At 47.2% G+C, this 13,094-nt stretch carries 15 protein-coding genes; 8 read left to right on the top strand and 7 right to left on the bottom strand.

Annotated elements, in window-relative coordinates; genetic code table 11:
• Positions 1–10 precede the first annotated feature (10 nt).
• The 6 genes from H8792_RS02345 to minE all read left to right on the top strand — a co-directional run bounded on the left by H8792_RS02345 (position 11) and on the right by minE (position 4,200).
• A complete protein-coding gene (locus H8792_RS02345) occupies positions 11–1,057 on the top strand; it encodes an aminoglycoside phosphotransferase family protein (RefSeq protein WP_194947536.1) in 1,047 nt (348 codons plus the stop codon).
• Positions 1,058–1,080: 23 nt separating this feature from the next.
• The gene (gene murU, locus H8792_RS02340; RefSeq protein ID WP_228766892.1) at positions 1,081–1,776 is read left to right on the top strand and encodes an N-acetylmuramate alpha-1-phosphate uridylyltransferase MurU; all 696 of its coding nucleotides are present in this window, start codon (positions 1,081–1,083) and stop codon (positions 1,774–1,776) included.
• A gap of 154 nt (positions 1,777–1,930) precedes the next feature.
• Positions 1,931–2,197, top strand: coding sequence for a hypothetical protein (locus tag H8792_RS02335; RefSeq protein WP_194947535.1), 267 nt, complete (start codon positions 1,931–1,933; stop codon positions 2,195–2,197).
• 202 nt (positions 2,198–2,399) lie between these two features.
• Complete coding sequence (minC, locus tag H8792_RS02330) at positions 2,400–3,119, top strand: septum site-determining protein MinC (RefSeq protein WP_194947534.1); 720 nt, start codon at positions 2,400–2,402, stop codon at positions 3,117–3,119.
• 12 nt (positions 3,120–3,131) lie between these two features.
• The gene (minD, locus tag H8792_RS02325; protein ID WP_194947533.1) at positions 3,132–3,944 is read left to right on the top strand and encodes a septum site-determining protein MinD; all 813 of its coding nucleotides are present in this window, start codon (positions 3,132–3,134) and stop codon (positions 3,942–3,944) included.
• A gap of 1 nt (position 3,945) precedes the next feature.
• A complete protein-coding gene (gene minE / locus H8792_RS02320; RefSeq protein WP_194947532.1) occupies positions 3,946–4,200 on the top strand; it encodes a cell division topological specificity factor MinE in 255 nt (84 codons plus the stop codon).
• Positions 4,201–4,277: 77 nt separating this feature from the next.
• Here the strand turns inward: minE and H8792_RS02315 are convergent, their stop codons facing one another.
• Entirely contained in the window at positions 4,278–5,132 is an 855-nt protein-coding gene (locus H8792_RS02315) for a bile acid:sodium symporter family protein (RefSeq protein ID WP_194947531.1), read from the bottom strand.
• Between the two features lie 231 nt (positions 5,133–5,363).
• Here H8792_RS02315 and yaaA point away from each other — a divergent pair, with 231 nt between their 5' ends.
• Entirely contained in the window at positions 5,364–6,140 is a 777-nt protein-coding gene (gene yaaA, locus H8792_RS02310) for a peroxide stress protein YaaA (RefSeq protein ID WP_194947530.1), read from the top strand.
• 71 nt (positions 6,141–6,211) lie between these two features.
• Here the strand turns inward: yaaA and hslO are convergent, their stop codons facing one another.
• Positions 6,212–7,069, bottom strand: coding sequence for an Hsp33 family molecular chaperone HslO (gene hslO, locus H8792_RS02305; protein ID WP_194947529.1), 858 nt, complete (start codon positions 7,067–7,069; stop codon positions 6,212–6,214).
• 707 nt (positions 7,070–7,776) lie between these two features.
• Here hslO and H8792_RS02300 point away from each other — a divergent pair.
• Positions 7,777–8,448, top strand: a complete 672-nt coding sequence (locus tag H8792_RS02300) for a Spy/CpxP family protein refolding chaperone (RefSeq protein WP_194947528.1) — start codon at positions 7,777–7,779, stop codon at positions 8,446–8,448.
• Between the two features lie 62 nt (positions 8,449–8,510).
• Here H8792_RS02300 and lipA read toward each other — a convergent pair whose 3' ends face one another.
• The 5 genes from lipA to H8792_RS02275 are packed head-to-tail and all read right to left on the bottom strand — an operon-like array spanning position 8,511 to position 12,743.
• Positions 8,511–9,530, bottom strand: coding sequence for a lipoyl synthase (gene lipA / locus H8792_RS02295; protein ID WP_194947527.1), 1,020 nt, complete (start codon positions 9,528–9,530; stop codon positions 8,511–8,513).
• A 60-nt stretch (positions 9,531–9,590) separates the two neighbouring features.
• Entirely contained in the window at positions 9,591–10,271 is a 681-nt protein-coding gene (gene lipB / locus H8792_RS02290) for a lipoyl(octanoyl) transferase LipB (RefSeq protein ID WP_194947526.1), read from the bottom strand.
• 26 nt (positions 10,272–10,297) lie between these two features.
• The gene (locus H8792_RS02285; protein WP_194947525.1) at positions 10,298–10,582 is read right to left on the bottom strand and encodes a YbeD family protein; all 285 of its coding nucleotides are present in this window, start codon (positions 10,580–10,582) and stop codon (positions 10,298–10,300) included.
• 30 nt (positions 10,583–10,612) lie between these two features.
• Complete coding sequence (locus H8792_RS02280; protein ID WP_194947524.1) at positions 10,613–11,500, bottom strand: D-amino acid aminotransferase; 888 nt, start codon at positions 11,498–11,500, stop codon at positions 10,613–10,615.
• Positions 11,501–11,543: 43 nt separating this feature from the next.
• Positions 11,544–12,743, bottom strand: a complete 1,200-nt coding sequence (locus H8792_RS02275; protein ID WP_194947523.1) for a D-alanyl-D-alanine carboxypeptidase family protein — start codon at positions 12,741–12,743, stop codon at positions 11,544–11,546.
• Between the last annotated feature and the right edge of the window lie 351 nt (positions 12,744–13,094).

Here is a 13,094-nt window from a genome sequence, read left to right as displayed (position 1 = left end):
ACAGAAAACGATGACGGAAAGATTTCAAGCTCTATTGGATTGGCTGCAAAGTGTGCCGCAAATCCGCGAATCCGACTTCTCGATGCCGACACCTGCTTCCAGCGATGCCAGCTTTCGCCGCTATTTCCGAATAGAAAACCAGAATGCCCATGCAGAACCGGCTTCCTTCATTATCATGGATGCTCCGGTCGAGCATGAAGATTGTCGTCCGTTTATCAAGATTTCTTCCCAGTTGGATCAAATCGGCTTGAATGTTCCTCGAGTTCTGGCGCAAGATCTTGAGCAGGGCTTTTTACTGCTGAGCGATCTCGGTAACCAGACGTATCTGTCGGTTTTGCAGGATCGCGACGAAGAGCTGGCCGATCGCTTGTACCGCCAGGCTCTGGCTTCTCTGGTGCAGATGCAGGTAAGAGGCCGTGAATATGCATCCGAGCTGCCGAGTTACGATCAAACGCTTTTGTTAAATGAGATGAATCTGTTTTCCGACTGGCTGCTCGACGAGCATCTGTGCTCTTCGATGAATAAGTTAGAACGTGCCGCATGGAAAGAGACGCAGTCTTTGCTGATGAATTCGGCATTGCAGCAGCCGCAAACCTATGTCCATCGCGACTATCACAGTCGTAATTTAATGGTTTCAGACAGTGGTCAGCCGGGGATTCTCGACTTTCAGGACGCAGTTCACGGCGCCTTGAGTTATGACGCGGTTTCTCTGTTACGCGACTGTTATATTGCCTGGCCTCAAGAACAGGTTGAAGAGTGGCAGAGAGCTTACTTCCTTGATCTTTGTCAACACGGCCTTTTGTCAAAGGACGAATGGAATGGCTTCCGCAGAGCGATGGATCTGATGGGAATTCAGCGTCATCTCAAAGCTTCCGGTATCTTTGCCAGACTGTTCCATCGTGACGGTAAAAACGGTTATCTGGACGATATACCGCAAACGGTCAGATATATGGTCGATGTTGGGCGAAACTATCCGGAAATGGCCGATCTGGTCCGCTTCCTTGAAGAGCGCGTTTTACCGCATGAGTTGTTGAACCAACCGGCAAATGTCGCTTAATCGTCGTGTGTTGAAGGATTGTCATGAGTCACTCTATCAAAGCGATGATTTTGGCTGCCGGACGCGGTAATCGTTTGCGTCCTCTGACCGATACTCTTCCAAAGCCGCTGGTTGAGGTATGCGGCAAACCTTTGATCGTCTATCACTTGGAAAAACTGGCGGAGGCCGGAATTCGTGAAGTGGTGATTAACCATGCCTGGTTGGGCGACAAGATCGAAAGCGCGTTGGGTGACGGTTCCCGATGGAATCTGCAGATTCACTACTCGCCGGAGCCGGAAGGCGGTCTGGAAACCGCCGGCGGTATTATCCGTGCTCTTCCAAAATTAGGCGATCAACCGTTTATTGTTGTAAACGGCGATGTTTTTACCGATTTTGACTTTCATGAATTGGTTCGTCAGGCTCAGGAGCTGAACGATAGATCGGAATTGCATGCCTGCCTGAATCTGGTGCCGAATCCGGCGCATAATCGCAGCGGCGATTTCGGTATCGACGAAGCCGGTAAGCTTTTGCAGCAGGGGGACCTGACCTTTTCCGGCTTGAGCGTCCTGAATCCGCAAGTGTTTGCCGGTATCGAGGAAGGTTTTATCCCCCTGGCGCCGATTTTAAGAACGTCGGCCGAGCAAGGCAAAGTGCTGGGTAGAAGTTTTAACGGTTACTGGTCGGATGTCGGCACCTTCGAGCGTCTGCAACAGACCGAGCAGGACGCCGGTTGTCGGTAATAGTCGGTATTGATCGGCAGTTTTTGACGCAAAACTTATTTTCGATTCAGCCTTTCTCCGTATTTATCGAGTCTAATAAACTTAAAGGCGGCGAATGTTAGGAATCATGTTTCCCGGTTTTCGTTGCCGAAAACAACTTGAACAGGAGAAAAATATGAGTCATAAGCATAAGGCCATGATTGAAAAGGTATTTGCTCACCCGATTGCAACCAATATCGACTGGAAAAAATTGGTTCACTCTTTACAGCACTACGGTGCGACGGTAGAAGTGACCGCGGCAAATAAAGCGAAAATTATGATCGGAGAACAGGAACTGGTGATGAGTTTGCCGCATCACGGTCATGAGTTGGCGGATAAATCCGAAGTGACCCGTTTGAAGCATTTTTTGGAAGATATCGAATTGACTCCCGACCGATTATAGTTGGCCGAAAACTTGTCACTGTTAACAATACAAGTAGAGATTATTGCTTTCACTTGAATTTCAAATTCAAGTAAGTGGGTTCTTTACTGGTATTTCTGTTCCCAAGGCCGTAAAATTCTTCGAATAATTCTCTTTTAACATGCTGTGAATGCCACTGTCGGTCGCTTTAAGATGGTGGTATTCGCTAAAGCGACACACCCTTATGGCCAAAAAAATCATCGACTTAAAAGGTTCTATCCTTTCCTTTACCGTTTTAAAACTCTACAACGACAATATCGACGAGACCAAGCAGGCACTGGCGGATAAGATTGCCAAAGCGGCGGATTTTTTTATCGGTATTCCAATTGTCCTCGAACCGCAAGTTGAATTAAAGAATCCGACTTATCTTGCTTTGCTGATTGAATATTTGCGTCAGTTACAGATGATTCCCATCGGTATCCGCAGTGAAGATCCCGCGATTCAAGAGCAGGCGGAGTTTGCCGGTCTGGCGCTTTTCCCGAAGGAAACGTCGAAAAAGAAAATGCCGAAAGAGATCGAAGATAAACCGGTTCAAGCTGCAGCACCTCAACCGGTTGAAGAGGGATTGGCAAGCGCAATGCGTGTTGCCAGAGCGGTACGCTCCGGTCAGCAGATCTATGCGAAAAATCGCGATCTGATTATTATGGGATCGGTCAATCCCGGTTCGGAAGTCATCGCCGACGGTAATGTGTTCGTTTTCGGCAAGGTGATGGGGAAAGTCATTGCCGGTTCAAGCGGTGCTGAAGATGCACGAATTTATGCCAAGCAACTTAATCCGGAATTGGTCTGTATCGCTGGAGTTTATCTGTTGGCGGAAGATATTGATGACGTCTATAAGCAAAGCTTTGTCGAAATTTCTTTAAATAATGATAAATTAGTGTTCAATAACAAAATCTTAGACTAGGAGTAAAGAAAAGTGTCAAAGGTAATCGTGGTGACCTCTGGTAAAGGTGGCGTGGGTAAAACCACAACCAGTGCGAGCATTTCAACCGGCTTGGCCCAGAAAGGGAATAAAGTCTGTGTCATCGATTTTGACGTAGGCTTGCGTAATCTGGATCTGATTATGGGATGCGAGCGTCGTGTCGTTTATGATTTTGTTAATGTCGTACAGGGTGAAGCCAGCCTGAAACAGGCGTTGATCAAGGATAAACGTGTACCGAACCTGTTTATTCTGGCCGCTTCGCAAACCCGCGATAAAGACGCTCTAACGCAAGAAGGCGTGGAAAAAGTCATTGAAGATCTGAAAGCCGACGGCTTCGATTACATCGTGTGTGATTCTCCTGCCGGGATCGAGAAGGGCGCGCAGCTGGCGTTGTACTTTGCGGACGAAGCGATTATCGTCACCAACCCGGAAGTGTCGTCGGTTCGTGACTCGGATCGTATTCTGGGGATTCTGCAAGCCAAATCGCGTCGTGCCGAGCAAGGTGAAGAGCCGATTATCGAGCATCTGGTCCTGACTCGTTACAATCCTGGACGCGTTGACAGCGGTGAAATGATGGCTGCTGACGACGTGATCGAGCTATTGAGCGTTAAGCTATTGGGCGTGGTTCCGGAATCCGAAGATGTCTTGAATGCATCCAACTCCGGTGAACCGGTTATTATGGATGAAGAGTCCAAAGCGGCTCAGGCGTATAAAGATATCGTCGATCGTTTCTTGGGTGAAGAAAAAGAACACCGTTTCTTGACGGCCGAGAAGAAAAGTCTACTGAAAAAACTATTTGGAAAGTAATATGGCATTATTAGATTACTTACTAGGACAGCGCAAAAAGAAATCTGCAAACCAGGCAAAAGACCGTTTGCAGATCTTGTTGGCGCACGAGCGCTCCGAACGTAAGGCTCCGGATTATCTACCGAAGATGCGTGAAGAGATTCTTCAAGTGATTGCCAAATACGTCGAAATCGATCAGAATCAACTGCAGATTTCCATCGATGAAGAGAACGGTTTCGAAGTATTGGAACTGAATCTGGTGCTTCCGGAAAAATAGGTTTTTTCCGAGTGCATAAAAAACGCCCGCATTTGCGGGCGTTTTGCTTTCCGGTTTTGTGTTTTATTTAATCGTTACTAGCGACGACTGATCCAGCGTGCGAACAGCGCCCCGGTAATAAACATCAGAATCGAATAGGTCACGGCAGGAATCATCATCTGTGTGTTGCCGATCAAAGTGCCTGCAACCACCAGAGCCAGGGTTCCGTTCTGTAATCCGACTTCAAAACCGATGGTTGTGGACTGCGCTTTATCCAGTTTGCTCCAGCGGGCGATTTGATAGCCCAGCAGTAAAGCGATGACATTCAGTAATAAAGTGGCTAGGCCGGCCTGAGCAAAGAAGCTGCCCATATTGGCGGCATTTTTCAGAATGATTAACAGAATAATCAGTGCCAAGAAGGCAACCGAGAACCATTTGAAGAATCCTTGCATGGCTTGCGCCCATTTCGGTTTATAGGCGTGAATCAACATCCCCAAAGCGACTGGAATAACGGTAATCACCAGCAGTTGCAGAATGGTTTTACCGATCGGCAGAGTGAATTCGCTTTGCGTGCCCATAAAGTACTGCATCGCCAAAGCGACCACGAACGGAATGGTAAAAGGGGTGATAATGCTGATGACGGCTGTCAGGCTGATGGAAAGAGAAACATCTCCTTTGCTAAGAAAAGTGAACAGGTTTGAAGTTGCTCCGCTCGGTGCTAAAGCAATAATCATCAGACCTACGGCGATTTCCGGTGACAGTTGCAAAAGGTTGGCGAGAATAAAGGCCAGTATCGGGAGCAGTAATAGCTGCGCAGCAAGTCCGATGCCGACTGCTTTAGGTGCGGCAGCGACTTGATAAAAGTTTTGCGGGCGCAGGCTGAGCCCCATTCCGAACATGATTAAAAATAGTGCGCCCGGTAAAATCACTTGTGTCAGTAAATCAGCAGACATGGGATCCTCTTAAATTTATCTTGTTTATATTGGTTTCGAATCAAAGCGATTGTAGAGGTTTCTGCATGCTAAGCAAGCTTATCAGTGAACGGTAATATGTTATAGGTTCACGTGGTTTGATAGGGAAAAGCTAAGTAGGCGATTAAGATGCTTTGACCTGAAACAGGGGCAAATCCTTTATAATGAAACACTGGTTACAAGATTGTGCAGACTATTGCAAAGGATAAAAATATGTTGATGTTGGTTTCCCCGGCGAAATCTTTGGACGAAACAAGTCAGGTGCAAACTTCCTGTGCTACCGAGGCGCAGTTTTTATCGCAAGCCCGGCAGTTGATCGATGAACTGCAGGCATTGGGCCCGGTAGAAATCGGTCAACTGATGAGCATCAGCGACAAGCTTTCGGAATTGAACTACCAGCGTTTTCAGGATTGGTCTCTGCCGTTTGATCCGCAAATTGCCAAACAGGCGGCATGGCTGTTCAAAGGTGATGTTTATCAAGGGTTGGATGCTTATACTTTATCGGATGAAGGTGTCGATTACGTTCAAACCCATTTGCGCATTCTTTCCGGTTTGTATGGTCTGTTAAAGCCTTGTGATCTGATGCTGCCTTATCGATTGGAAATGGGAACCAAATTTGCCAACTCCAAAGGTAAGGATCTATATGCCTTCTGGGGTGATTTGATTGTCGAGGCATTGAATGCCGAACTGCAAGCACAGGGTGGCTCGACCATTGTCAATTTGGCGTCTAATGAATATTTTAAAGCGGTCAATAAAAAGAAATTAAGCGGCCGTTTGGTGACGCCGATCTTCAAGGATTGGAAAAACGGTCAGTACAAAATTATCAGCTTCTATGCCAAAAAAGCCCGTGGCCTGATGGCTCGTTATGCTGCCGATCACAAGGTGGAGAATGCCGAAGAGTTGAAGTATTTCGATTATGAAGGCTATCGTTTTGCACCGGAGCTGTCCAAGGAAAACGACTGGGTCTTTACTCGTAAAGTGGAAGACTGATTTTTAATCAAAGATTGCGGAAAGGCGGGCTTTCATGCTTATTTGAAAGCCCGTTTTTTATTGCCGGACGATTACTGAACAGAGTGAGATTCTGTAAATAACTCGTCGACCGCCTTAGCGTCGTAACGGAAATGCACATTGCAGATTTCGTTATGGATGACGATTTCACCCTGCTCTTCAAGGAGTTTACGAATCTCTTCTTCTCCCAGGCTGCGCAGCATATCATCAACGCGCTGACGATCCTGAGGGCATTCGTAGACAACCGTTTGTTCTTCAAATAATTCCACCAATTCCTCGTGAAACAGACGATGCAATAAGGTTTCGCTATCCAGCGTCGTCAACTCTTCATCGCTTAAAGTATCGGTGAGGTGAACGATCCGATCCCAGGCGTCGGCATCGTTTTCATCGCTGTCCGGCATTTTCTGAATCAAAATTCCGCCTAGTTGCTGTTCATCTGCAGCCAGCCATATTTTACTTGGCAGTTGTTCGGATTGACTGAAAAACAGCTCGAAACACTCGGCAATGGTTTCGCCGTCGCGGGAAACATACGACTGGAAGTGATGCTTGGTTTGCATGTTTTCCATCGTGACCAGGATTTGTCCGTCGCCCAGCAGTTCATCCAGTGTCTTTTGACCGTCGATTGTCTCGCTGGTCTTTGCCACGCCGCGAATTTTCAAATCATGCGTTACTTCGACCACCAACAGGTTGACCGGTCCGGAACCCTGAACCTGAAGAGTGATTTTTCCCAGATGCTTCATGCCGTTGGCCATCACAACCGAGACCGCTGTCAACTCGCCTAATAATTGGCTGATGATTGGCGGATAGTGGCGATCTTTGGTCATCTGTTGCCAGGCATCGTGCAGCTGAATCACCTGCCCGCGAATATTATGTTCTTTAAATAAAAAACGCTGAATTGAATTGGTTGCCATATTTAAGTCTCAAATTATATTGGCCGCTAAAGAGAGGTCTAGCGTTATTAAATCCCGCCGGCTCATTGTCTAACCCAATATCGGCATTAAACGGATCGAGGTTTTGCTCTTAATGGGGCTTGCACGGTCTTTGTTCAAGGCGGGTTTAGATTTTCATGTTTTTAAAGCAAAATTTTGTCAGCGATTTTACCATAGTTCGAGAAGGCGGCAGTTGTTGCATGTAACCGATTCGAACTGTCTTTTGGTATTACCATTCGATTAAAAAGCGTTCTGCGGATGAGGGCGATTGGTATTTTGGAATAGTCGTAGCACCTTGCATTTAACCAGTGAAATGAGCTTCGGAGCTTGTAGTGATTAAAGAATTTTATAAATTGAAATAATTGTTCTTGAGTTGATTAAGGTTAATTATTTCTCAAAGCAGTCCCTTTGACTTATGCCGCAAAAAGTTTCAGAATTAAGCAACGTCGAGTTGACTGAATTTCAGCAAAAAGTATTTATAGTCAATATGATGCAGAAGTTTTTGTTTTAACACCGCGGCAAATGGAGGTTGCCGGCGTGGTAGGTCATTTTTATCTATTTATATAGAAAAGAGGGATTTCAAAATGAAAACGGTTATGAAAGCATTATTTCTATCAGCGTTATTACTCCCCATGTCACAAGTACAAGCCGATGATGACGATTTCGCCTTTACAGGCCCTGGATATGGAATGATGAATGGTTACGGTCCTGGAATGGGCGGTGGCTATGGTCCAGGCTATGGCATGATGAATGGTTACGGTCCCGGTATGGGAGGTGGCTATGGTCCAGGCTATGGCATGATGAATGGTTACGGTCCTGGAATGGGCGGTGGCTATGGTCCAGGCTATGGCATGATGAATGGTTACGGCCCTGGGATGGGCAGTGGCTATGGTCCAGGTCCGGGAATGATGGGTGGTTACGGCCCTGGGATGGGTGGTGGCTATGGCTCTGGTCAAGGAATGCGACAAGGTTATGGCTATGGTCCTGGCCCAGGAATGATGCGTGGCACCGGTCCGGGAGCTCAGGCAGGTTTCGGTCGGGGAATGATGGGAGCTTATGGTTCTCTGAATCTAAATCTAAGTCAGTCTCAAATCGAGAAAATGCAAAAGATTCGTTCTGATGCGTCAGGCAAGATGACTCCAATTATGAAAGATATGTGGAAAGCACGTAACGAGGTCTGGCAGGCGACACAGTCGGGTGATGAAAAAGCGATTGCCAAAGCTTACGACGATATGACTGCTGTGAGAAAACAAGCCTTTATGGAACGAGCTAAAGTTCATCAGGAAATGCAGAATGTTTTAACGAAGGAACAAAAACAGCAACTGCGCAATGCCTACGAGGACATGATGATTGGAGAGTAACCTTTCTCTGATCTTTCGATAATAAAAAAGCCCTGATTTTCAGGGCTTTTTCTTTTCAAACTTTAACTCATATCGCTTTTTATGCCCTGAGCCTGCAGGTCTGCATGGTATGAAGAGCGCACCATCGGGCCGGCGGCGACATTGCTGAAGCCCATTTCATAGCCGGCTTCCTCAACCTGTTTGAACTCGTCCGGTGTCCAATATTTTTTGACTGCCAGATGGAAATCGCTGGGTTGCAGGTATTGGCCGACAGTGAGCATTTCCACATCGTGAGCACGGAGATCGCGCATGACTTGCAGCAGTTCTTGCATGCTTTCCCCCAAACCAACCATCAAGCCGGATTTAGTTTTGACGTCCGGGTTGTTGCGCTTGAAACGTTGAAGCAGATCCAAAGAGGCCTGATAGTCCGCTCCTGGTCGCGCTTCTTCATAGAGACGAGGTACGGTTTCCAAATTGTGGTTAAGCACATCCGGAGGCGACTGGTTAAGGGTTTCCAAAGCAACACTGAGACGGCCACGGAAATCCGGCACCAGTGTTTCAACCGTCGTGTTCGGAGAGGTTTCTCGTAAAGCCTGGATACATTGCCGAAAGTGGTTGGCTCCGCCATCGCGCAGATCATCACGGTCGACCGAAGTAATGACCACGTAATTCAGCCCCATGGCTTTTACGGTATTGGCCAGGTGTTGCGGTTCTTTTTGATCCAGCGCTTTCGGACGCCCGTAGGTAACATCGCAAAACGGGCAGCGGCGTGTGCAGATATCGCCCATAATCATAAAGGTCGCGGTGCCGTGACCGAAGCATTCTCCAAGGTTGGGGCAGGAGGCTTCTTCACAGACACTGTGCAGTCCCTGTTCGCGTAGAATGTTTTTCAGTTCTTTTACGCGGTGAATATCTTGCGCTTTCGGCAGTTTGGCCTTGATCCAGCGCGGTTTTTGCAGTTTTTCAACATTCGGATCCGGGCGGTGTTTCAGAGCTTTGGTTTTGTATTCGCCCTTCGACATGGCGGCATTGCGCGCTTTCAGTGAGTTGGCATTGCCGATCTGATCGAGACCGATTTCTTGAATTTGAGGAGGATTTGCCATCTGCTGTTCAGTGTCCGTTTACGAAGAGCTATTAAATATTAGGCGCTTATTATAAAGGATTCACGCACTTGGAGCATCTTCTTGCTGTTTTGCGGAATTTTCGCCGGAGTTTTGTGTGATGCTTTGCTCGACTAGGTCAGCAAGTATTTGTGCCAATTCGAGGGCCGCTTGCGAAAACAAAGGTGTTGAAGTTGCATCGACCAGCTCTTTGAATTGCACCATCTGCATATCGATCAAACCACAAGGGTTGATCGCTTTAAAGGGAGTTAAATCCATGTCGAAGTTGAAGGCGAGGCCATGGTAGCTTTTTTGTTTACGGATTTTCAAACCGAGAGAGGCAATTTTTCGGCCATCAACATAAACTCCGGGTGCATCCGGATCGGCATAGGCCTGAATGTCATATCTGCTCAGGAAATCGACAATGGCTTGTTCCAGTAAGGATACCAGAGCACGAACCCCCAGTTTACCGCGTTTCAGATCGATCAGGACGTACAGAATAATTTGCCCGGGACCGTGATAGGTGATTTGTCCGCCACGATCGGTTTGTACAATCGGAATCGACGGGTCAGGGTAGAGCAGGTGTTCACTTTTTCCATTCAAGCCCTGGGTGTAAACCGGCGGATGCTCGACGATCCAGATTTGGTCTTCGCTGCAGTCGTCGCGTGTAGAAGTATATTCTTGCATCGCTTGCCAGCTCTGTTCGTAAGCCTGCAAGCCGGAGTGAATGATTCGAATGGGCATGGCAAGTGTGGGGTAGAGGACTCAGATTATAGAGTCATTAAAACCATGGGGTGTTTTTTCAAGTCGCCGTAAATACCGTGAACCTGTTCCAGACAGGTGGCGTAAATGGTGACATTGACGGAAATAAAGCGTTTGCCCTTTGAGTCCACGACCTGAATATTTTCACGCGGGGTATTCGGTGCATATTTATTGGCAATCTCGAAAACCAGTTCGACGAACTCTTCGGTATTGTGTCCCATCGCTTTAAGCTTGAAGTCACAGGGGAACTCGATCAAGCTTTCGTTGTCGGGAGTATGTAAATCTTTAGTCATATAAACTCGCCCTTAATTTCAGGAGGCGCTTCAATCGGCACATTCCGTAAGAAGCGCTATTTTTGTCTGTTGGTAATGGTCGCGCATTGTATGCCAAATCGCCCCCGGTTTTCCAGTGCCGACTTTCTTGCCGTCTAGTTGAGTAACCGGTAAAGCTTCTTTGGTCGAGCTGGATAACCAGATTTCATCTGCCTGATGTAATTCCTGTTCGCTGATCTGGGCTTCTTTAAATGGAATCTGTTTGTTCATCGCAATGCGTTCGATGACCAGACGTGTCACGCCCGGTAATAGTCGTTTACCGTTCGGCGGCGTAATGAGATAGCCGTCTTTAACGATAAAGACATTACTTGCCGTCCCTTCATTAACGTAGCCATCGAGGCTGAGCAGAATTGCATCATCTGCGCCCTGAGCCTTGGCGGCTAATTTCATCATGATGTTAGGTAATAGTGTAATCGCTTTGATGTCGCAACGCATCCAGCGAATGTCTTCGAGAGTAATTGCTTTGATGCCGTTGGTTAAGACGGCATCGCTTACCGGCTGCAACGGATTGGTATAGGCGTAGATCGTTGGTTGCAAACAATCCGCCGGCAGGTGGTCACGCTGCATCTGTACGCCGCGAGTGACTTGCAGATAGATAAACTGGTCTTGCCAGGGATGTCGTTCTATCAGGTCGTTTAGCAGTTGAAGCCAGTCTTGATCGGTAAGCGGGTTGGCGATCGAAGTCGCCTGCAGACTGTTTTTCAGGCGTTGCAGGTGTTCTTTGAAACAGAAGAGCTGGCGTTGATAGACCGGAATCACTTCATAGACGCCGTCACCGAATAAAAAACCGCGGTCCTGCGTGGAAACCTGCGCTTCCATCATCGGCAGGAATTCTCCATTCAAGTAGACGATTTGCTCGGTAACCGGAGATGTGTTCATAGGCTTCCCAACGAAAAAGGCCGCAGTATTTGCGGCCTGTCATTTAATCTAGAAAACTGAACAGCGAGCGGAAGAACAGTTTCAGCTGATCCAGAACTTTCTTGAAGAAAGAGCCTTCTTCCACATCGGCAAGAGCAACCAATGGACGCTCAACCAGCGTTTTGTCTCCCAGAGAAACATGCAGAGTACCAAGCTCTTGCAGGTTTTGAATCGGTGCCTTGATTTGCGGCTGAATAGAGCTTTCAATCTTCAGATTCTTGTACTGACCGCGCGGGATCGTGACATACAGGTCGTCTTTCAAACCAATGCCGATCAAATCGCGGGTACCTTCCCATACTTTAACGTCGTTTAGACGTTGCTGAGCGTTATACAGTTTATGGGTTTCGAAGAAACGGAAGCCGTAGTTCAGCAGCTTTTGCGTTTCCTGAATACGCATCTTGGCACTTGCCGTTCCAAGGATGACGCTGATTAAACGCATGTCTTCGCGCTTGGCGGAAGAGACCAGACAGTAACCTGCCGATTCGGTATGTCCGGTTTTCAAGCCGTCAACCGTCGGGTCTTGCCAGAGGAGTTTGTTGCGGTTGTACTGGGTAATGCCGTTGTAAGTGAATTTCTTCTGAGAGTACCATTCGTATTCTTCAGGGAATTTGGTAATCAACGCTTTTGTCAGGATTGCCAAATCACGTGCAGTGGTGTAATGATCCGGGTTTGGCAAACCGGTTGCATTAACGTAATGAGTGCCTGTCATACCAAGCGATTTGGCATATTTGTTCATTAGCTGGGCAAAGACTTCTTCACTTCCGGCTATATGTTCGGCCAGAGCAACACTGGCATCGTTTCCTGACTGAATGACCATCCCTTTAATCAAATCATGTACTGAAACCTGTTTGCCGACTTCGATAAACATCTTCGAGCCAGGCATTTTCCACGCTTTCTGGCTGATAGAGACCATGTCGTCCAGGTGCAGGTTGCCGTTGCGCAGTTCGTTGATGACAACATAGCCGGTCATGATTTTGGTCAGACTGGCCGGTTCGACAGGTTTGTCCGGTTCTTTGGAAGCCAATACATAACCGCTGTTAATGTCGATCAGTAGATAAGCTTTACCGGCGATAGCAGGCGGAGACGGAACAACATGCGGAATCGGCGGATTCGCTAACGGGGTTGGTGTCGGAATAGGTTCCGCAAAAGAGGGGGTGCTGAATAACAGCACGAAAAGCGTGAAAAGCTTAGCTAAATATTGCATGTCGATCTGATTCTCTACTGCTTTTGTGGGAAGTATGTCTAGGGTCTGTTGTAAATTCGTTTTTGCGTTTTATCAACACTATTTTTGCCCGGTTAAGGCAGTCAGCGTGGAGTAGTCATTCTGTTTGAATGTAAGGTAACGCCGTCAGTGGAAAAATGGCGCAGGTTCTACGAGTTGCGGCCTAAAATCCATCATCTTTTGTTGCTCAACGCTTGTTTTGAATAACCAAACTGTACTTTGAGCGCCTTGATTACCGGGTTTTCAGCTGCAACAAAACGAAAGAATAAATTTTTAACAGACGCTAACAAAAACAGTAAATAAATGTACCACAGTTTAGGCTAAATCTAAACG

The sequence above is a fragment of the Thiomicrorhabdus heinhorstiae genome (genome assembly GCF_013391765.2).
GTDB classification, from domain to species: domain Bacteria; phylum Pseudomonadota; class Gammaproteobacteria; order Thiomicrospirales; family Thiomicrospiraceae; genus Thiomicrorhabdus; species Thiomicrorhabdus heinhorstiae.
The sequence above is the reverse complement of the archived record's forward strand: the minus strand, read 5'-3'. Positions and strand labels throughout refer to the sequence as shown.